Annotated in this window: 21 protein-coding genes; 14 read left to right on the top strand and 7 right to left on the bottom strand. The window is 64.7% G+C overall.

The annotated features are described in order from the left end of the window. Positions 1 to 6 precede the first annotated feature (6 nt). The 4 genes from ACIPV6_RS11185 to ACIPV6_RS11170 are packed head-to-tail and all read right to left on the bottom strand — an operon-like array spanning position 7 to position 2425. Positions 7 to 396, bottom strand: coding sequence for a serine protease inhibitor (locus ACIPV6_RS11185; RefSeq protein ID WP_400270947.1), 390 nt, complete (start codon positions 394 to 396; stop codon positions 7 to 9). A 30-nt stretch (positions 397 to 426) separates the two neighbouring features. Beyond that, positions 427 to 1386, bottom strand: coding sequence for a 3-methyladenine DNA glycosylase (locus ACIPV6_RS11180; RefSeq protein ID WP_400270946.1), 960 nt, complete (start codon positions 1384 to 1386; stop codon positions 427 to 429). Beyond that, on the bottom strand, positions 1343 to 1939 hold the full coding sequence (locus tag ACIPV6_RS11175) for a serine protease inhibitor (RefSeq protein WP_400270945.1): 597 nt from the start codon (positions 1937 to 1939) through the stop codon (positions 1343 to 1345). The genes ACIPV6_RS11180 and ACIPV6_RS11175 overlap by 44 nt, the downstream gene beginning before the upstream one ends. A 9-nt stretch (positions 1940 to 1948) precedes the next feature. Next, on the bottom strand, positions 1949 to 2425 hold the full coding sequence (locus ACIPV6_RS11170) for a MarR family winged helix-turn-helix transcriptional regulator (RefSeq protein WP_400270944.1): 477 nt from the start codon (positions 2423 to 2425) through the stop codon (positions 1949 to 1951). Positions 2426 to 2532: 107 nt separating this feature from the next. Here ACIPV6_RS11170 and ACIPV6_RS11165 point away from each other — a divergent pair, with 107 nt between their 5' ends. Further along, complete coding sequence (locus tag ACIPV6_RS11165; protein ID WP_397323627.1) at positions 2533 to 2757, top strand: hypothetical protein; 225 nt, start codon at positions 2533 to 2535, stop codon at positions 2755 to 2757. On the opposite strand, the gene ACIPV6_RS11160 is transcribed toward ACIPV6_RS11165, so the two are convergent. Next, positions 2754 to 3620, bottom strand: coding sequence for an IclR family transcriptional regulator (locus ACIPV6_RS11160; RefSeq protein ID WP_400270943.1), 867 nt, complete (start codon positions 3618 to 3620; stop codon positions 2754 to 2756). The genes ACIPV6_RS11165 and ACIPV6_RS11160 overlap by 4 nt on opposite strands. Before the next feature lie 167 nt (positions 3621 to 3787). Between ACIPV6_RS11160 and ACIPV6_RS11155 the strand changes: the two genes are divergently transcribed. From ACIPV6_RS11155 to ACIPV6_RS11095, 13 genes are all read left to right on the top strand, one after another. Further along, entirely contained in the window at positions 3788 to 4453 is a 666-nt protein-coding gene (locus ACIPV6_RS11155; RefSeq protein WP_400270942.1) for an ABC transporter permease, read from the top strand. Then, a complete protein-coding gene (locus ACIPV6_RS11150) occupies positions 4446 to 5465 on the top strand; it encodes an ABC transporter ATP-binding protein (protein WP_400270941.1) in 1020 nt (339 codons plus the stop codon). Before ACIPV6_RS11155 ends, ACIPV6_RS11150 begins: the two co-directional genes overlap by 8 nt. Further along, positions 5462 to 6247: an ABC transporter permease gene (locus tag ACIPV6_RS11145; protein ID WP_400270940.1), complete on the top strand. Its 786-nt coding sequence runs from the start codon at positions 5462 to 5464 to the stop codon at positions 6245 to 6247. The genes ACIPV6_RS11150 and ACIPV6_RS11145 overlap by 4 nt, the downstream gene beginning before the upstream one ends. A 30-nt stretch (positions 6248 to 6277) precedes the next feature. Next, complete coding sequence (locus ACIPV6_RS11140) at positions 6278 to 7213, top strand: glycine betaine ABC transporter substrate-binding protein (protein ID WP_400270939.1); 936 nt, start codon at positions 6278 to 6280, stop codon at positions 7211 to 7213. Further along, a complete protein-coding gene (fae, locus tag ACIPV6_RS11135; protein ID WP_400270938.1) occupies positions 7213 to 7722 on the top strand; it encodes a formaldehyde-activating enzyme in 510 nt (169 codons plus the stop codon). The genes ACIPV6_RS11140 and fae overlap by 1 nt, the downstream gene beginning before the upstream one ends. Positions 7723 to 7728: 6 nt before the next feature. Further along, positions 7729 to 8832, top strand: coding sequence for a mandelate racemase/muconate lactonizing enzyme family protein (locus ACIPV6_RS11130; protein WP_400270937.1), 1104 nt, complete (start codon positions 7729 to 7731; stop codon positions 8830 to 8832). Between the two features lie 10 nt (positions 8833 to 8842). Further along, complete coding sequence (locus ACIPV6_RS11125) at positions 8843 to 10360, top strand: aldehyde dehydrogenase (protein WP_400270936.1); 1518 nt, start codon at positions 8843 to 8845, stop codon at positions 10358 to 10360. Positions 10361 to 10387: 27 nt separating this feature from the next. Beyond that, positions 10388 to 11365, top strand: coding sequence for an NAD(P)-dependent oxidoreductase (locus ACIPV6_RS11120; RefSeq protein WP_400270935.1), 978 nt, complete (start codon positions 10388 to 10390; stop codon positions 11363 to 11365). A 5-nt stretch (positions 11366 to 11370) separates the two neighbouring features. Continuing rightward, positions 11371 to 12558, top strand: coding sequence for an iron-containing alcohol dehydrogenase family protein (locus tag ACIPV6_RS11115; protein WP_400270934.1), 1188 nt, complete (start codon positions 11371 to 11373; stop codon positions 12556 to 12558). After that, the gene (locus ACIPV6_RS11110) at positions 12559 to 14052 is read left to right on the top strand and encodes an NAD-dependent succinate-semialdehyde dehydrogenase (protein ID WP_400270933.1); all 1494 of its coding nucleotides are present in this window, start codon (positions 12559 to 12561) and stop codon (positions 14050 to 14052) included. Then, entirely contained in the window at positions 14052 to 14732 is a 681-nt protein-coding gene (locus ACIPV6_RS11105; RefSeq protein WP_400270932.1) for an SDR family oxidoreductase, read from the top strand. The genes ACIPV6_RS11110 and ACIPV6_RS11105 overlap by 1 nt, the downstream gene beginning before the upstream one ends. 96 nt (positions 14733 to 14828) lie before the next feature. Continuing rightward, positions 14829 to 15062, top strand: coding sequence for a hypothetical protein (locus tag ACIPV6_RS11100; protein WP_400270931.1), 234 nt, complete (start codon positions 14829 to 14831; stop codon positions 15060 to 15062). Positions 15063 to 15177: 115 nt separating this feature from the next. Next, entirely contained in the window at positions 15178 to 15591 is a 414-nt protein-coding gene (locus ACIPV6_RS11095) for a lipopolysaccharide assembly LapA domain-containing protein (protein ID WP_400270930.1), read from the top strand. A gap of 103 nt (positions 15592 to 15694) precedes the next feature. On the opposite strand, the gene ACIPV6_RS11090 is transcribed toward ACIPV6_RS11095, so the two are convergent. Together ACIPV6_RS11090 and ACIPV6_RS11085 are read right to left on the bottom strand one after the other, a co-directional pair. Then, positions 15695 to 15994 carry a DUF4193 domain-containing protein gene (locus ACIPV6_RS11090; protein ID WP_211713967.1) on the bottom strand — a complete coding sequence of 100 codons (300 nt, stop codon included), beginning with the start codon at positions 15992 to 15994 and terminating at the stop codon, positions 15695 to 15697. Between the two features lie 146 nt (positions 15995 to 16140). Then, the gene (locus ACIPV6_RS11085) at positions 16141 to 18636 is read right to left on the bottom strand and encodes a beta-glucosidase (protein ID WP_400270929.1); all 2496 of its coding nucleotides are present in this window, start codon (positions 18634 to 18636) and stop codon (positions 16141 to 16143) included. Between the last annotated feature and the right edge of the window lie 40 nt (positions 18637 to 18676).

The following is an 18676-nucleotide window of genomic DNA, read 5'->3' as shown; positions in this document are numbered from 1 at the left end:
GGCGCGTCACACGTTGCCTGCAGAGCCTCCGGTGTTGCCCAGCAGTGGTGCCATGGTTTTCCAGCGGGCGATCTCGCAGCCGTCGGTCCGGCTGAAGGAACTGTTGACTACCCGGCCACGGAATGAGCCCGTCACCAGCGCAGTCTGCGGGCCGCCGTACTGTTGCGTGCAGAACCGGTCCGGGCGGGGTACGGGAAAGAAGATTTCCTCGCCGAATTGCTCGACGGCGGCAAGCGCCGCGTGCGCGTCCGGCAGGTTCGAATCGAGCGAACCTTCGTCCGGGGACAGGACGCCGTCCACGGACCGCAACCGGAACTCCCGTGGCTCAGCGCCTGGTGCCTCTGTCAGAGTGACTGTCAGGTCGACGTCGTACTCGGTCTTATCGGTGGGAACCATGCTTGCCTTTCGCTGGTGGCGGCGGGTGCTTCAGGCGGGCAGTGCGTCCAGGAGCGGCCCAACAGCCTCAAGCACGCGGGCCCGCAGCATTTGGGATTCGGCTGCGAAAGCCCGCTGGTACTCAACGTACTCGGCCTTGCCCGCCGGTGTCTCGATCCTGATGGGCGGGTAGCCCCATTCCTCAAGGTCGTAGGGGGACGCCTGCATGTCCATGGCACGGATCCGCCATGACAACTCAAAGCAATCCATCACCAATTCGCTGGGCAGTGCAGGCGTCAGCTTGTAGGCCCACTTGTACAGGTCCATGTTGGCGTGCAGGCAGCCGGGCTGTTCCGTGGCGCGCTGGTTCTCCCGTGTTGGTGAGAGCTCATTGAGCGGAACGGCGTCCGGCGTGTAGAACCGGAAAGCGTCGAAGTGCGTGCACCGGATGCGGTTCTGCTCCACCACGGTATCCGTGCCGGCGCCGCCGAGCCGCAGCTGCAGGTACTCGTGCCGCAGTTCGAACTTTTCCTGCCGGTACACCATGGCCCACTCGTGCAGCCCGAAGCAGCCGAACTGGGCCGGGCGCATGGCAGTGCCCCGCAGGATGATTCCCGCGAAGCGGACTGCTTCGGCGCGCTGGGACGCAAAGCCGTCGCGATCAAAAGCGACCGCGGGCGTTCCGGGGGCCAGCCCGGCGGCGGCGAGCTGGCCGTCGTCGAGCCGGTGATAGAACTTCCAGTCGGCCCGTTCCAGGGCTCGCTCGCCCGTGAGGATTACGCCGTCGCCGGGATGCCAGCGCAGCAATTGGCCGGGCTTCTGGGTGTAATACGTGAAAAGGAAGTCCTCCACTGGGTGCTTCCGCCCGGCCGAACGCCGCGCCAGGTAGGGGTCCGCATACTGTGCCACCCGGGCATGATGGGCAGCCTCCAGCCCGAGCCATTGCTCCTGCGGGAGGTGCTGCGGGCTAGGCTGCACCACCACTGGCACCAAGGAGGACGCTGGCCCCATCCCACTGTGCAATCTGGCAGCCGTCGGTCCGGCTGAACTTCCTGTTGACTTCCGTGCCGTCCACCGAGCCGGTCACCGTGGCTGTTTCCGGGCCGCCGAACTGCATGGTGCAGTTTTGGTCAGCGGGAACCGGTGCGGTCAGGAGGGTGGGGTAGTTCTTCAGCGCTTCGCAGGCTGCCGACGCGGTGGGGTGCTTGCTCTCTGCCGCCGGTACGCCACCCGCGCAGACCAGCGTGTAATTCTGCGGTGTGGCCTCGGGGGACGCCAGGAAGGTGATGGAGAGTTCGGCGTTGCCTTGGCCGGCGGTGCTTCCTGGCAGGGTGGGAGCGGGATCGCTGGGACCGACGCTCGTGGGTACCTGTGTGGGGGTGCGGCTGGGAGTGGCGGACGACGACGGTGCTTGCGTGGCGCTGGTAGTGGCACTTGATGTTGGGGTGCTGGTGCTGGTGCTGTTGCCGGGGGCGGGCGTGCCCGTGCAGGCCGCCAGTCCGGCTATGGCGAGGACTGCCAGTGCGGGAATGGCCAGTGCGGGCCGGGCGAATCGCAAGCGCATGATCCCATTTTACGCTGACGGCTTGGCCGGGTCCTGCTGGGTTGCCCTGATGAGTCCGGTCATGGCCTGGTGAAGCTCGGCCACTTCCTCGCGGCTGAGGTTCAAGCGCTCGCGGATGGTGCCGGGCACGGCCGTGGCCTGTGCCCGGAGGGCAGCGCCCTTCTCCGTGAGCTTGATGGCCAGGGCGCGTTCGTTGCCGGGAACACGCTCACGGGTGACCAGTTCGGCTTCTTCCAGCCTGCGAAGGAGAGGGGAGAGCGTGGCGGGCTCGTGCAGGAGGGCGTCGCTGATGTCCTTGAGGGTCCGGGGACTCCGCTCCCAGAGGGCAAGCATCACGAGGTATTGGGGGTGGGTCAGCCCCATCCGCTCCAGGACCGGCTTGTAGATGCCCACTACGCTCCGCGATGCCACCGTGAGGGCGAAGCAGAGTTGGCGTTCCAGGAGGAGGTCGTCGGTCTCCTCGGCTGCGTCCGTGAGTGCTGTCATGGCTTCCCTCCCAGGGCCGGTTCTCTTGATTAGTTAGTGTACTAATTATTAGCGTACTATTAAGGTGTTGAACGGTCGAAATGTCTAGCTGAAGGAGTCGATCGCCAGTGGCCCAGGAAACCTTCGCCCGGAAGTTCATGCGCGCAACGGGCAAGCTGCGGGTAATCTTCGGTCCGGCGCACAGCAGCTCCCTCGACCACGAAATGACAGAGGAGAACCGGCGCCTCCTGGCTCAACGGCAAGCCGAGACGCAGCAGTGGGAAACCATTCGACGGCCCGACGGCAGCACGTATGTGGTGCCCCGGAATCCGGAAGACAAGTCGCTGCGCTAGGCGTTGGGTGAAGCGCCCAGGGCTATCGAGAAATCCCGGGCCACTTTCGCCGCGAGTACACCGGCCTGGTCCAAGTGCCTGCCGAGCCGTTGCTTGGGTGCGCTGACGTTGAAGACGGCGACGATGCGCTGCTTGAAGTCGTAAACCGGGGCGGACACCCCCACTACGCCAATCTCGAATTCTTCGTCCACTACGGCGTATCCCTGCCGGCGAATCTGCGTGATCTCCGCCTTGAGGTCCGCGAACGTTTGGATCTTGGATTTCAGTTCGCCCGCGGCAGGGCTTTGTCCTGCCTCCAGGGCGAGGGGAGAGATATCCTGCCTGTCCGGGCGTGCGGCCGGAGATGAGGCGGCCGCGTGCGTGTCATACCAATCCTTGAGTGCCGTTTCGTCCCAGTCGCTGACCAGTACCCGGCCTGCTGACGTGCTCCAAGCATCAACACTCACTCCTTCCCAGCCGAGGGCCCGGTAGGTGTGGTTGGACATTTCGCTCTTCAGGGTCAGGACCGTTCCGCCGCGCAGGACGCACAGGTGGGTGGTCTCGTGCGTCGCGGCGGATACGCGCTTGAGGTAGGGGGCCGATGCGCTGACCATCCTGGCCTCCGTGGTCCTGGCGGCCAGTGCGTAGAGGCTGTGCCCCAGGGTGTAGAGCAGGCTTTCCGGGTCGCGGCTCACAAGGCCCGCCTCCGCCAGAGTGGCCAGGGTCCTGGAAACCTGGGCCTTGTCCCGCCCGGTAATCTCCGCCACCTTGCTGACGCCCAATCCATTGCCTGCAACGGCCTCTGGCGAGCCCAGGATTTCCAGGAGTTCCAGGTCCCTTCGCAGCCCTGAGGAATTGCGTCTGGGTGTGGCTGTCTCGTTCACGGGTACTCCTTCGTCGATCCGGTCACGTCTTGATCCTAACCGGAGCGTGTTGACATTTCAACAACATGCATTGCGCAAAAGGGAACCGGGCTTCTACGGTTGTGTCATGCCTCACGGAGAAGTGAGCGCCGATCCTTTCCCCCAATGAAGTGAAAAGGAGGATCACGTTGAACGACTCGTTTCTGTCCGACCTCGGACAGTTCCTCATCAAGAGATCGGCAGACATCGCCGAATCCGCCACCCAGCACGTGCTGGTTGTCTTGGTTTCCCTGCTGATCGCAACGGTCATTGGTGTGGGGATCGGTGTTCTCGTCTGGAACCGGCCCGTCAGCCGGTCCATGGCGATCGCCGGTGCCGGCGTCGGGCTGACCATCCCGTCCATGGCCCTCCTGGCGCTCCTCATCCCGCTCCTCGGGCTGGGCTGGACCCCCACCGTGGTGGGACTGGCCTTCTACGCTCTGCTGCCCATCATCCGAAACACCGTTGTAGGCCTGCGGGAAGTCCCCGCAGCCGTTTCCGAATCCGCCCGTGGCATGGGGATGGGGCCGGTCAAGACGCTGTTCCGCGTCCAGCTGCCCATGGCCTGGCCGGTGGTACTGACTGGCGTCCGGGTTTCCGCCCAGCTGTCCATGGGCATCGCGGCCATTGCCGCCTACGTGGGCGGGCCGGGCCTCGGCGAAATGATCTTCAAGGGTCTTTCCAGCCTGGGATCGAAGAACGCCCTCAACTTCGCCGTGGTGGGAACCGTCGGCGTCATTGTCCTTGCCCTGCTGCTGGACGGTGCTTTCGTGCTCGCCCGCCGCGTCACTACCTCAAGGGGACTTCGTGTCTGAAACAACTACCCGTCCGGCCGCAGGCGCCCGGATCGTCCTCAAAGACGTCACCAAAACGTACCCGGGACAGGTGATTCCCGCCGTCGAGTCCTTCACCATGGACATCGCCCCGGGCGAGCTGATCATGTTCGTGGGACCCTCCGGCTGCGGCAAGACCACCACCATGAAGATGATCAACAGGATCATCGAACCCACATCCGGCTCCATCACCATTGACGGGGAAGACGTCCTTTCCCTCAACCCCAACGAGCTCCGCCGCCGCATTGGATACGTCATCCAGCAGATCGGACTCTTTCCGCACATGACCATTGCCGAGAACATCTCGGTGGTTCCCAAACTCCTCGGATGGGACAAGAAACGGACCCGTGACCGCGTGGAGGAGCTGCTGTCCGTCGTCGAACTCGATCCCAAGGTGTTCGCGAACCGGTACCCGCGGCAGCTGTCCGGTGGCCAGCAGCAACGCGTCGGCGTGGCACGGGCCTTGGCTGCCGACCCGCCGGTCATGCTCATGGACGAGCCCTTCGGCGCCACCGATCCGATCACCCGGGAAAAGCTCCAGACCGAGTTCCTGCGGCTGCAGGAAAAGCTCAGCAAGACGATCGTGTTCGTCACCCACGATTTCGAAGAGGCCGTCCGTTTGGGTGACCGGATCGCTGTCCTGTCCGAACGCTCCCAGATTGAACAGTTCGATACACCGGCCAACATCCTGGCCAATCCGGCCAACGACTACGTATCCCAGTTCGTGGGCCACGGCGCGGCGCTCAAGCGCCTCAGCCTCATCCCTGTGAACCAAGCCGGCTTGGGTCCTGCTGTTGCGGGCAGCGCCTTGAGCGTAGGGCTCAACGATTCCCTCAGGGATGCCCTGGATGCCCTGGTGCTGTCCGGTGGAGCACCCGTGGCAGTGACCGACGCAGACGGCCGCGCCAGGGGGTCGATCGACATCGAACGGATCTCCGCGGTACTGGGCACCGGTGTTCATCCGGCAGCACTTGCCGGGGGAGTCCGGCCATGACCGCCCAGGCAACGAGGGACCTGGCCACCTCCTTTGGGACGGCGTCCAACCGCAAGGGCAAGTACTTCTCCTTCAAGCGCTTCGGGACCCCTCTGGTCATCGCCGCGGCCCTGCTGGCCCTGGGCCTGTGGATCTCCTCGCTCAGCCTGGATTCCATCGAGGTCCGGACACTGAATTGGAACTACTTGTGGGACCGGACCCGGGAGCACCTGCAGCTGACTGTCACGGCCTCGGCGATCGTTGCGGCGATCGCCATCCCCGCCGGTATCGGCCTCAGCCGGGTGCACTCGAAGGCAGTCCACGGCATAGTCTTCGCCATCGCAAACATCGGGCAGGCCACCCCTGCCATTGGACTGGTGATCCTGCTTGCGATCGTGTGGAAGCTTGGCTTCGAAGTGGCGCTGGTGGGGCTGGTTGCCTACTCCATCCTCCCGGTACTCCGCAACACTTTGGTGGGCCTCGAACAGGTGGACCGCAATTTGGTGGAGGCCGCCCGGGGCATGGGAATGCGCCCGGCCCAGGTCCTGGCCAAGATCGAGCTTCCACTGGCCATTCCGGTGATCGTTGCCGGTCTGCGCACGGCCCTGGTGTTCTGCGTCGGCGTCGCCACCGTTGCCACCTTCATCAACGCCGGAGGGCTGGGCGACATGATCGTCAACGGCCTCAAGCTCCAGCGCTGGCCAGTGCTGATTACAGGGGCCGTGGTGGTTTCCTGCATTGCGCTCACCATCGATTGGCTCGCCGGGCTGGCAGAGGACTTCCTTAAGCCCAAGGGCACCTAAGACAACCAACACTTCCCAAGGACACACATTATGAAGAAACCACTCCTGGCCATCCTGGCCACCGGACTTGCCGCCACCCTGAGCCTGAGCGCCTGCGGAGGGTCGGCCTCCTCCAGCAGCGCCGATGCCAAGGGCGACGAATTGAAGGGCCTCACCGGCGTCATCGGCGCCAAGGACTTCTCCGAGCAATTCATCCTGGCCCACATCACCAGCCAGGTGCTGAACGCACACGGTGCGGATACCTCCACCAACACCAGCGTGGTGGGTTCCGCGAACGTCCGCACCGCCTTCGAAACCGGCCAGTTCGCCGGATATTGGGAATACACCGGAACCTCCTGGATCACCTACAACAAGCAGACAACTCCCCTGAAGGACAAGAAGGCGATGTTCGACGCCGTCAAGGCAGCCGACGCCAAGAAGGGCATCGCCTGGCTGGATCCGGCACCTTTGAACAACACCTACGCGTTCGCCATCAGGGAGGACAAGGCCAAGGAACTGGGAATAGAGACCCTCTCCGACGTCGCCAAGCTTCCGGCCAGCGAACAGACGTTCTGCGTCGAAAGCGAATTCTCCACCCGGGACGACGGCATGCCGGGCCTGCGCAAGGAATACGGCATCAGCCCGGACGCCAAGGTTTCCATGCTGGATACCGGCGTCATCTACACGGCCACGGAAAAGGGCCAGGACTGCAACTTCGGTGAAGTCTTCGAGACTGATGGCCGCATCCCGGCGTTGAAGCTCAAGGTCATGAAGGACGACAAGCAGTTCTTCCCCATCTACCAGGGTGCCTTGACCATCAAGTCGGACATGCTGCAGAAATACCCGGCGATCACGGACATTATGGCCAAGGTCTCTCCCAAGCTGACCACGGAAGTCATGCAGCAATTGAACGCCAAAGCTGACGTCGACGGTGAAGACCCGGATGACATCGCGAAGGAATGGCTCGAATCGGAGGGTCTCCTCTAATGACCCAGGAAATCCAGATCGGCGAGTCCTTCGTTGGAGCCGGCGTCAACGCGGCGCACGTCAATACGGTTCTTGGCCACAGGAATGGTCCTGCCGGAACTGCTTGGGCCACGGCGTTGGCCTCCCCGAGCGCAGGCCACGTGCCCTTCGTCGCCGTCCTCCGCCCATCGCTTCCCGTCAAACCACTCACCCTCTTCGTGACCAAGGCCGCCCCTGCGAACGACCAGCACGGCAACCTCACCTGGGGCGCCGCGCAGGCCGGGATCGCCGCAGGCGTAGCTGACGCCGTGGCGGACGGCATCCTCTCCGAGGAAGAGGCCGATTCGCACGCGTTGATCGCCGCAGTGTGGGTGAATCCGCAAGCGGACGACGATGACGCTGTCTACCGCAACAACCGGGAGTCGGTCCGGACTGCCTTGGAGAACGGGGCCAAGAGCCTCCCGTCCACGGCAGAAGTCATCGATGCACGCCACACCCCGTCCAACCCCTTCTTCACCCCGCGAGGCTGACCCACCATGAAGATCACTGCTATCCGGCTGACCCGCATGGTCCTACCCCTGGACCCGCCGTTCAACGCCGCCTGGGACCCCGAGCCGCGTACCGCGTTCCCCGCCACCTTGGTGGAAGTGGAAACCGACGAGGGCATCACCGGCGTCGGCTCCGGCGACACCATGGATGGTTTCGAAGCCTACGAACACCTGTTCATCGGCACCGATCCGCTGGCCATCCTGAACCAAGTCCGGCGCATCGAAACCATCAACTTCCACGGGGGACGCTACTGGCCCCTCGAAGCCGCTCTTTGGGACATCATCGGTCAGGTGGCCGGCCTTCCCGTGGCCACCCTGTTCGGCGGAGCCAAGGACCGGCTGGTGGCCTACGCCTCCTCCGGCGAACTGAAGGCACCGGAAGCGCGGGCCGAGTCCGCGCTCGCAGCAAAGGCCCGCGGGTTCAAAGCGATGAAGATCCGCATCGCCCGCGACCGCCTTGAGGAAGGGATCGCGTCTGTCCGGGCCGCCCGCGAAGCCGTCGGCAGCGACTTCGACCTCATGGTGGACCTGAACCAGATGTGGCGCATGAGCGGGGACATCGAACCCGCACTGGAACTCGCCAAGGTCCAACGCCTGGCTGCCCAGCTCGCGGACCTCGACGTCCGCTGGCTTGAGGAACCCCTGCCCCAGGCGGACATCGTCGGTGCACAGCGGGTGCGTGCCCAGACGGGCATCCAGGTTTCCGGCGGCGAAATGGTCCGGAGCATGCCGGAAATGATGGCGTTGGTGGAAGCCGACGCCTATGACATCTACCAGCCTGACGTGGCCCTGGCCGTAGGCATGTACCGCGCCCGCCAGGTGGCTGAGACGGCAAACCTCAAGCACCGTTTCTTCACGCCGCATACCTGGAGCAACGGGCTGGGACTCCTGGCCAACCTGCACGTAGCCGCGGGCGTGGACGCAGGTCCATACTTGGAATTCCCCTACGACCCACCGGGCTGGACCCCCGAGCGCCGCGACTTCTTCATGGAGCCGCTCGACATCGACGACGACGGCATGCTCCGGGTGCCGGACCTGCCGGGCCTGGGCGCCGTGATCGACTACGACGCCGTCAAGAAGTACTCGGTCTAAGGAACCCGCCATGGCATTGAGCAAGAACGAATGGATCGAGCGGGCGGCCGCCCAGCAGCCAAGCACAGGGCTGTTTATCGACGGCGGCTTCCGCCCTGCCCGCGACGCCGGAACCTTCCCAACGGTCTCCCCGAGGGACGGATCCGTTACCGCCCACGTGGCGTCCGCCGGGGAGCAGGACGTGGACGACGCCGTGAAGGCGGCACACCGTGCCTTCGAGTCCGGTGCGTGGTCACGGACGGACCGCCGCCACCGCCAGGCTGTCCTTACCAAACTCTCCGACCTGATACTTGAGAACCTGGAAGAGCTGGCGCTCCTGGAATCCACGGACGCCGGCCACCCGATCGGCGATGCACTCGCCGTGGATGTCCCCAGCTGTGCCCGGACCTTCCGTTGGTACGCGGAGGCTTTGGACAAGGTCTACGACGACGTCGCACCCACCCCACGGAACGCCCTCGCTGTCATCTCCCGGGAGCCTCTTGGGGTGATCGGCGCGGTGGTTCCCTGGAACTACCCGCTGATTATCTCGGCATGGAAGGTTGCCCCCGCGCTGGCCGCAGGAAACTCCGTGGTCCTCAAGCCCTCGGAGCAGACCAGTCTCACCGCGTTGCGGTTGGCCGAACTTGCCACCGAGGCAGGCATCCCCGACGGGGTGTTCAACGTGGTTCCGGGGCTCGGCCACATTGCGGGTGCGGCCCTGGGCCGTCACGAACTGGTAGACAAGATTACGTTCACGGGCTCACCCGAGGTTGGAAAGTACTTCCAGCGCTACGCTTCCGAGTCCAACGGAAAGCAGGTGGCATTGGAATTGGGTGGCAAGTCCCCGCAGGTGGTCCTCCACGATGTGGGAGACATCGCCGCCTGTGCGTCCGCGGTTGCGTGGGGAATCTTCTACAACGCGGGCCAGACCTGCCACGGTGGTTCGCGGCTCCTGGTGGACGAGCGCGTCCACGACGAACTCCTCGAAGAGGTCATCAAAGTGGGCCGGTCGCTGCAACTCGGTGACCCGCTGGATCCAGCCACCCAAATCGGCACGATCATCGATGACAAGCAGCTGGACAGCATCCTCGGGTACTACGCGATCGCCGAGAAGGAAGGCATCACGGTGGCGTCCGGCGGTGCGCAGGTGAGGCCTGCCGGCGTCGAAAATGGCTTCTACCTTGAGCCGACGGTCCTGGACCGGGTGGACAACTCCGGGCGCATCGGCCAGGAGGAAATCTTCGGACCCGTGCTGGCGGTTTCCACCTTCCGCGGTGCGGCGGAAGGAATCCGGATGGCCAATGACACCAAGTACGGCCTGGCCGCGAGCGTGTGGACCCAGGACATCACCAAGGCGCACACCGCTGCCCGTGAACTGCGTGCCGGGACGGTATGGGTCAACACCTTCGACGTCGCGGACATCATCACTCCCTTCGGCGGTTTCAAGGAATCCGGTTTCGGACGGGACCGTTCCCTGCACGCGCTGGATGCCTACTCCGCGCTGAAAACAACCTGGATCAACCTGGGCGACGCCGCCCTGGATGACTGAACCACACATCGTGAATTGAGACCCGAAATGACTGCAACAACGCAATCTTCCGTTCGTGAGGCGCTGCTCCTCACTCCCGGCACCGCCCGGATCGGCTTCATCGGCCTGGGCAACATGGGCTCCGGAATGACCCGGAACCTCCAGGCCGCCGGATTCCAACTGGTCGTCAACGACGTCCGCAAGGAATCCGCGGCTGAACTTCTGGCCAACGGCGCTGAATGGGCCGACGACGCAGCGGCAGTCGCTGCCGGCTCCGACGTCGTTATCACCATGCTTCCCACGCCGAAGCACGTGGACATGGTGGCGTTCGGGCCCCACGGCATCCTCGCCGGAATGCCCGACGGCGGCACCTGGGTGGACATGTCTACGTCCGTTCCGGAGGTGGCCAACAGGGTCCGTGAAGCGGGCGCCGCCCGCGGTGTGCGGGTGGTGGATGCACCCGTGAGCGGCATGTCCGTGGGTGCGGCCAAGGGAATGCTGCAGATCTTCATCGGTGGCGAGGAGGCCGACGTCGAGCGTTTGCGCCCGGTGTTCGAAGCGATGGGTGACCCGGAACGCATCCTCCACGTGGGCGGCCACGGGGCGGGCTACGCAGTGAAGCTCATGATCAACCAACTGTGGTTCTCGCACCTCGTGGCAACTGCCGAAGTCCTCAGCACCGGAGTCAGAGCCGGCGTGGACCTGGAAGTGCTGCGGCAGGCAATCATCGCCAGCCCGGCGAACTCCAACTTTGTTGAAAACGATGTTCTGTCCATCCTCAACCACGGCGACTACGACGAAGGCTTCGCGATTGCGCTCGCCTGCAAGGACCTTGGCCTCTCCGTGGACCTGGCCCGCTCGGTGGGTGTGCCCATGGAGTTGTCCGGCCTGGTGGAGCAGCTCTACCGCAGGGCAAAGGCTCTCTATGGCGACAACGCCGGCGAAATGACCCCGGTGAAACTTTATGAAGACGCTATTGGCGTGCAACTGCGGACCGCACCGTCTGTTGCCGCGGAAGGAGTTTGACCATCATGCAGACGCGCATGCAGATCCACGCCGAACTGGCCTCCACCGAGCTGACGCTCGATCCGAAGCCGACGGCTTATTTTGGTCGGGGCCGCGTGGCTGAGATTGGCGGGATTGTTGCCTCCCTCGGCGCGAAGTCAGCCTTGATCGTCACGGACCCCTTCCTTGCCACCACGGACGTTGTGTCTGCCGTGCGGGCGTCCTTGGAAGCGGCCGGGCTCTCCGTCAGCGTTTTCGATGGCGTGACCCCCAACCCCACCACCACGTGCGTGGACGCCGGCTCGGACCAGGCAGCAGCCTCCGGTGTGGACGTCCTGGTTCCCGTTGGCGGAGGATCGTCCATGGATGCCGCAAAAGGCATCTCGTTGGGTGCCGTGAATCCGGCCAGGGGAGCGGGGCTGGACTACAGCAACCACTTCCCGAACCCGGCGTTGCCGATTGTTGCCGTGCCCACCACCGCCGGTACCGGTGCCGAGGTGAACGCCTTCGGTGTGGTCACCGACGTAGACGCCCACCGCAAGTTCTACGTGGGACACGCCTCCGCGTTGCCCAAGGCTGCGGTGCTGGACCCCGAACTGACGGTAGGCCTGCCGCCCAAGGCGACAGCCGCGACGGGCATGGACGCGCTGACCCACGCGATCGAGTCCTACTCGTCCATCCGGCCCAACCCCTACTCCGATGGCATCGCCCTCCAGGTGGTCTCCACTGTGGCCGAGTTCCTGCCGCGGGCAGTTGCTGACGGAACAGATCTTGAGGCCCGGTCCCAGCTGCTCCTCGCCTCCCATATTGCCGGCGTGGGCTTCTCCCATACGGGACTGGGCCTGGTCCACGCGATTGCCCACCCGCTCGGGGGCCGCTTCAACATTCCCCACGGCCTGGCGCTGTGCCTGGTCATCGAGGATGTCCTGCGGCTGAACCTCCGGAACCGCCTGGACAGGACCGCCCGGCTGGCCTTCGCCTTAGGCGTCGGGGACACCTCGGCGGGCATCGACCAGAACGCTGCTGCCGCCGTCGACGCCGTTGCGTCGCTGGCCCGCGAGGTGGGCATGACAGCCCGCTTGGCCGACTTCGGCGTCACTGAGGCCGACCTCGACTCGTTGGTCGAAGACACCCTGGCCGATGCCGTCATCAACAACACGCCGGTGCCACCCACCGCCGTCGAAATCCGTACCATCCTCGAGAAAGCGCTCTAAGTGGAGAAGACCATTGAGCTTGATGCCCTGACTGATGCCGAGCAGCAGCTGCTTGCCTCGCTGCCGGTGCAGCTTTTCATTGACGGCCAGTGGACGGACGCGTCCGACGGCGGAACCTCCGTTGTGGAGGATCCGTCCACCGGCGCTGTGCTCGCCAGGATTGCTGACGCTTCACCCGAGGACGGACAGCGGGCCTTGGCTGCTGCCGCCCGCGCCCAGGACTCGTGGGCGGCAACTCCGCCGCGGGAACGTGGCGAGATCCTGCGGCGAGCGTTTGATATGGTCACCGAACGGGCCGAGGAGTTCGCCTTGGTGATGACCCTGGAAATGGGCAAGCCCTTGGCTGAATCCCGTGGTGAAGTTGCCTACGGGGCCGAGTTCCTGCGGTGGTTCTCGGAAGAGGCAGTCCGGATCTCGGGACGCTACTCCACCGCCCCGGACGGCAAATCCCGGCTGCTGGTCACCAAGCGCCCCGTAGGTCCCTGCCTGTTCATCACCCCCTGGAACTTCCCTTTGGCCATGGCCACAAGGAAGATCGCACCCGCCATCGCAGCGGGTTGCACCATGGTGCTCAAACCGGCGAACCTCACTCCGCTCACGGCGCTCCTGTTGACGCAGGTCCTGCAGGAGGCGGGCCTTCCGGCCGGCGTCCTGAACCTCATCCCCACCACACGGCCAGGAGATGTCACAGGACCACTCATCCGGGACAGCCGCCTGCGCAAGCTGTCGTTCACCGGTTCCACGGGTGTGGGCCAGCAGCTCATTGCGGACTCGGCCCACCAAGTGCTCCGCACGTCCATGGAACTCGGCGGAAACGCGCCGTTCCTGGTGTTCGAGGATGCTGACCTGGACGCCGCCCTGGACGGTGCGATGCTCGCGAAGCTAAGGAACATGGGGGAAGCCTGCACGGCCGCCAACCGGTTCATTGTCCATGAATCGCTGGCGGGCGAGTTTGCCCGCCGACTGGCGGATCGTATGTCCGGACTGCGGCTCGGCCGGGGATCGGCTGAGGGGACCAACATCGGGCCGCTCATTGACGCGAAGAGCCGTACCAAGGTGGATGAGCTTGTGTCGGACGCCGTTGCGCTTGGTGCCTCGGTGCTGACGGGTGGTTCGCCCGCCGATGGGCCCGGCTACTTCTACCCGGCCACTGTCTTGGCTAATGTCCCCACCGATGCGAGGATCCTCCGTGAGGAGGTCTTCGGTCCCGTTGCGCCCATCGTCAGCTTTGCCTCGGAAGCGGAAGCCATCGCTTTGGCCAATGACACTGAATACGGACTCGTTGCCTACGCCTACACGCGCGATCTCAACCGGGGCATCAGGCTTTCCGAAAAGATCGATGTGGGGATGTTCGGGCTGAACACGGGGATCGTATCCAACCCCGCTGCACCTTTCGGCGGGGTGAAGCAATCCGGGCTCGGGCGGGAAGGCGGCTTTGAGGGCATCGAGGAATTCCTGGAAACGCGCTACATCGGCATCGCGGATCCTTCCTGATGCTCCGCATCCTGGTTACGGGCGGCACCAGCGGGATTGGTGCCGCCCTGGTGCGGGAGTCCCTGCGTGCAGGGCATTCCGTGTTTACTACTGGGCGCGACCCGGTCAAGCTTGATGCCCTGCTGGCGTCCTCGCCAGCAACCGGACGGCTTGGGGGAGTCGTGGCGGATGCGGGCGACTGGGAGCAAACGCGCGACGCCGTTGCTGCCGCCCGCGGCTTTATGGGCGGGATCGACGTCGCCGTGGCCAACGCCGGATTTTCTTCGCCGGGGGACCTCGCCGACGGTGATCCCCTGCTGTGGCGGGACATGGTGCTGACCAACGTCTACGGTCCGGCAATCCTGGCCAAAGCCGCCCTGCCCCAGTTGATGGAGAACCGGGGGCATATGGTGCTGATCGGTAGCACCGCCGGCCGGAAGGTCTACCCTGGCAACCTGTACACGGCCACCAAGTGGGCCGTCACTGGTTATGCCGAGTCCCTCCGGCAGCAATTGGTGGGGACCGGAGTGCGGGTCCTGCACATTGCTCCCGGCCATGTGGACACGCCGCTGTGGCGTGAAGCGCCGGACGCTTCGATTCCTCCCGAGTCCGTGGCTGGAACCATGCTGTGGGCACTTTCCCAGCCACCCGGCGTCGACGTTTCGGAGGTGATGGTGAGGGCCACAGGGCAGGCGTTCTAGCGCCTTTTCCTGCCTCCGGGCGTAAAATTGGCTCACTGGTACGGCGCTCACCGGACCTGCCGTTTTTCATTTTCCTGTGGAGGGGAGGTGGAAGAAATGGGACGTAAGTTGGAAGGCTTCCAGCACGTGACCGAGAGGCTGCAGTTCGTTTTCGGCCCCGCAACGCGTGGGGACACGGACTCTCCTGTAGTGCACAAGCACGATGATTTTGAGACCGCCTCGGAGGAAGACCTCAAGCACTTCGATGTCGAAACGGATTCCGAAGGGCACCACTACGCAGTCCGGAACGATGACCCCGGGCCCACCAGCACGGATTACAGCATGAAATGAAATGACGCAGAGGGGCCGGTCCACATGGACCGGCCCCTCTCCTTCCATCCATCAGTAAGCATGCTTATTATTAGATGGCAGGGTTGGATGCTGTCCGGAACGAAGGGGGCCAAGCATGAGTTTCCAGGATGACGCCGCGAGGATTCCGGCGACTACGGGATCAAACCCAAACGCCGGACCGCCGCCAGGGGGAGCCGGAACGCCGGTTCAACCCGCGAGCCCGCGCAGCGTGGATCCAACGGGGGTCGCGCAGCCAACAGTGCATCCTGAGAGCAGCCGACCCACGCGCACGGCCGCTGTGTGGGTGGCTGTGGCCGTCGGACTTGTGGTCCTGGTGCTGCTGATCGTCTTCTTTGTCCAGAACCAGGACATGGTCACTGTGAGGTTCTTCGGGCTTGAGGGGTCGCTGGCGCTGGGAACCACGCTGTTCATTGCGGCCGTCGGAGGCGGAGTACTGGTGGCCCTCGCTGGCGGTGCCCGCATCCTGCAGTTGCGGATCACAAACCACCGCCGCAAGCGGGCTGGCTAGTTAACTGCGGAAGGACCGGAGCAGGTGCTCCGGTCCTTCCGCAGTTAAATCCCGACGGCGGCACTCCCTGACGACGATCAGACCGCCCGGGTGGTGGGTCGTCTTAGCCTTCGCAGTCAGTGCAGTAGGCGACGCCATCCTTTTCGCGGGCAATCTGCGAACGGTGGCGGACCAGGAAACACGAGTTACAGGTGAATTCGTCGCTTGCCTGCGGGATGACCTGGATGACGAGTTCCTCGGCGACGATTTCGCCGCCAGGGCCGTTGGCGTCAAGGCCATCGGTCTCGTCGAGTTCCAGCACAACGCTCTTGGCTGTAGGGGCGCTGGCGGACTGGAGCGCCTGGAGGGACTGCTCCTGGTTTTCTTTGACGTCTGTGCGGAGTTCGTCGTAATCGGCTGCCACTTGTTTTCTTGCCTCTTCAGATAGGGGAGTTACGGCTATGCAACGTACAGCATGCCATGAAAATTCCACACCATACCGTAAAGAAGCAACATGTGGGGAAAACCACGGTAATGAAGGTCTCCAAAGTGGCAGCCGTCACGGCTAATTCAGCGCAGTTCGATCTCCAACTCCTGGAACGTGTCCGCCGAGTGGCGGCCCACCAGCAGGGTGAACGTCCCGGGCTCAAGCTGCCAGCCGCCGTCGTAATGGCCGAAAGCCTTGGCGGGAATCCGCACTTCGACGCTGTCCGTGCCGGATGGCGCGAGGTGCGTTCCGGCGTAGCCGGCCAGCCAACGGACGGGGCGTTCCACGGAGGAATCCGTGCGGGCCAGGTACACCTGGACCACTTCGCGGCCGGTGCGGGTGCCCGTGTTCCTGACCGGGACGTGCACCACCACTTCCTTGCCCGCGGGGACGCACTGCGGAGCGTGGGCCTTGCCGAGTTCGATGGTGGTGTGGCCCAGGCCGAAACCGAACGGCAAGGCAGGAGCGGCGCCGCCCTCTGCCTGCTGCTTGAGCCAGGCGCGGTAGCCCACGTGGATGCCCTCGGAGTAGACCACCTTTCCGTCCAGAGGGGTGGTGTTGAGGACGGGCACGTCTTCCAGTGCGGCGGGCCAGGTAGTGGGGAGACGGCCTCCGGGTTCCTCGTTGCCCAGCAGGATGTCCGTGATCGCGTGGCCGAATTCCTGCCCGCCGAACCAGCCCAGGAGCACGGCGCTCACATCGTCGAGCCACGGCATGAGGACCGGTGAACCCGAGTTCACCACCACCACGGTGCACGGGTTGGCGGCGGCAACGGCTGCCACGAGCTCATTCTGATGTCCGGGGAGGTCAAGGTTCTTACGGTCGAAGCCCTCGGATTCGATGGCGGCGTTGGTGCCGACCACCACCACGGCCACGTCCGATGCGCGGGCGATGTCCACGGCGGCGTCGATCTCGGCCTGCGGGTCCTCCACCACGGTTTCCTCACCCAGGAGGATGGCCGTGAACGGGATGACCTGCTGCTTCGGCAATTGGTACTCGGCCTCGATCCGGACCACCTCACCGGCAGTGGCCTCGATGGCGTGGACCGTCTTGGGCGGATCGAACAGGGCGGCTCCGAGGACATCGGTATCGTCCTCGAGCTCACCGTTGAACACTTCCTCGCCGTTCAAGGCAAAGCTGATCTGGCCCACCGTCCCGATTCCCAAGTGGTGGATGCCCGCGGTTTCTGCGGTCCAGTCGGTCTCCATGCGGATGGTTGCTGCACCTTCGGGGATGCCGATGCCGAACCAGATGAGGTGCGTGGCCAGCCGGTCCTCGCCCGAGATCACCGCGCCATCCGTGTCCAGGAAGGTGACCCGGATGCCCGGAACGTTGGAAACCGGGTTGTCGATTGCCGTGCGGGGGAAGGCCTGGAGGCCCTCGGCTACCTTGGCGCCACGCGCGAAGGTGACCTGGACGCCGTCGGGCAGTCCTTTCCTGAGCCCTTCCAGTGGCGAGGCGGTGTGCTTCGGCATGACGGTGGCGCTGCCGCCGCCCTGGGTGCGGGCCTCGTCGGCGTTGTGGCCAATGATAGCGACGCTCTTGAGCTGCGTGGCATCCAGCGGGAGGGTGCCTTGATTGCGGACCAGCACTGCGCCGCGCGTCGCTACTTCACGTGCGACGGCGGCACCGTTCAGTTCGGCGGGCGGCGCGGTGACAGCGGGTGTGAAGCCTTCGAGGGAGCCCACCCTTGCCGCCAGGCGCAGGATGCGGGTGACCTTCTCCAGGATGGCTTCCCGGCTGACCTTTCCCTCGTTGATGGCGGCCAGGAGCTTGGGGCCCCAATGGCCTACGGGGCCGGGCATTTCCAGATCCTGGTGGGCGTTCGCGGCCTCAACCGAGCGGACGCCGGTCCAGTCGGAGACCACTACGCCGTCAAAACCCCATTCCGTGGAGAGCGGGGTCTCCAGGAGCTTGTTCTCGCTGGCGGTGGTGCCGTTGATGGAGTTGTAGGAGCTCATCACCAGCCACGAACGGGCCTCGGTGATGGCGTCCTCGAACGCCGCGAGGTACAGCTCGCGCAGGGGACGCTCATCCACCACGGAATCGGCCGTGAAGCGGTCTGTTTCGGCCTCGTTGGCAATGTAGTGCTTTGGCGTGGCGCCGACGCCCATGGACTGCACGCCCTCCACATACCCGGCGGCGATGGTGGCCGTGAGCCGGGGGTCCTCGCTCATGCATTCAAAGTGGCGTCCGCCCAGCGGGGAGCGGTGCAGGTTGATGGTGGGGCCCAGGACGGCGTGCACACCCTTGCGGCGGGCCTCCTGGCCCAGGACCTGGCCGTACCGGCGGGCGGTTTCGACGCTCCACGTGGCGGACAATGCCGAGGATGAGGGCAGGGAAATGGAATCGTGGCGCTCATCGAAGTCCTCGCCGCGGACGCCTGCGGGGCCATCGGACATCACGATGCGGCTCAAGCCGATCTCCGGGATGGCATGCGTTGACCAGACATCGGCACCGGTCAGCAACTGGACCTGCTGCTCAAGGGACAGGCTCTGCGCCAATTCGCGGATTCGTGCCTCGGCATCGGGTGAACCGGCGGTGGGGGTGGTCACCGCGGGGGAGAGTGCGGGGTTCATGGCGTGACTCCTTTGTGCTTCGTGGACCTCAGCTTTCACT

It is taken from the genome of Paenarthrobacter sp. NPDC089988 (genome assembly GCF_044748465.1).
Classification (GTDB): domain Bacteria; phylum Actinomycetota; class Actinomycetes; order Actinomycetales; family Micrococcaceae; genus Arthrobacter.
This window is presented reverse-complemented; position numbering and strand designations above follow the sequence as displayed.

Bases quoted from the DNA above. Each gene is read 5' to 3' on its own strand.
- ACIPV6_RS11185 (WP_400270947.1), bottom strand. From the start codon at position 396: ATGGTTCCCACCGATAAGACCGAGTACGACGTCGACCTGACAGTCACT.
- ACIPV6_RS11180 (WP_400270946.1), bottom strand. From the start codon at position 1,386: ATGGGGCCAGCGTCCTCCTTGGTGCCAGTGGTGGTGCAGCCTAGCCCG.
- ACIPV6_RS11175 (WP_400270945.1), bottom strand. From the start codon at position 1,939: ATGCGCTTGCGATTCGCCCGGCCCGCACTGGCCATTCCCGCACTGGCA.
- ACIPV6_RS11170 (WP_400270944.1), bottom strand. From the start codon at position 2,425: ATGACAGCACTCACGGACGCAGCCGAGGAGACCGACGACCTCCTCCTG.
- ACIPV6_RS11145 (WP_400270940.1), top strand. From the start codon at position 5,462: ATGACCGCCCAGGCAACGAGGGACCTGGCCACCTCCTTTGGGACGGCG.
- ACIPV6_RS11140 (WP_400270939.1), top strand. From the start codon at position 6,278: ATGAAGAAACCACTCCTGGCCATCCTGGCCACCGGACTTGCCGCCACC.
- fae (WP_400270938.1), top strand. From the start codon at position 7,213: ATGACCCAGGAAATCCAGATCGGCGAGTCCTTCGTTGGAGCCGGCGTC.
- ACIPV6_RS11130 (WP_400270937.1), top strand. From the start codon at position 7,729: ATGAAGATCACTGCTATCCGGCTGACCCGCATGGTCCTACCCCTGGAC.
- ACIPV6_RS11125 (WP_400270936.1), top strand. From the start codon at position 8,843: ATGGCATTGAGCAAGAACGAATGGATCGAGCGGGCGGCCGCCCAGCAG.
- ACIPV6_RS11120 (WP_400270935.1), top strand. From the start codon at position 10,388: ATGACTGCAACAACGCAATCTTCCGTTCGTGAGGCGCTGCTCCTCACT.
- ACIPV6_RS11115 (WP_400270934.1), top strand. From the start codon at position 11,371: ATGCAGACGCGCATGCAGATCCACGCCGAACTGGCCTCCACCGAGCTG.
- ACIPV6_RS11105 (WP_400270932.1), top strand. From the start codon at position 14,052: ATGCTCCGCATCCTGGTTACGGGCGGCACCAGCGGGATTGGTGCCGCC.
- ACIPV6_RS11100 (WP_400270931.1), top strand. From the start codon at position 14,829: ATGGGACGTAAGTTGGAAGGCTTCCAGCACGTGACCGAGAGGCTGCAG.
- ACIPV6_RS11095 (WP_400270930.1), top strand. From the start codon at position 15,178: ATGAGTTTCCAGGATGACGCCGCGAGGATTCCGGCGACTACGGGATCA.
- ACIPV6_RS11085 (WP_400270929.1), bottom strand. From the start codon at position 18,636: ATGAACCCCGCACTCTCCCCCGCGGTGACCACCCCCACCGCCGGTTCA.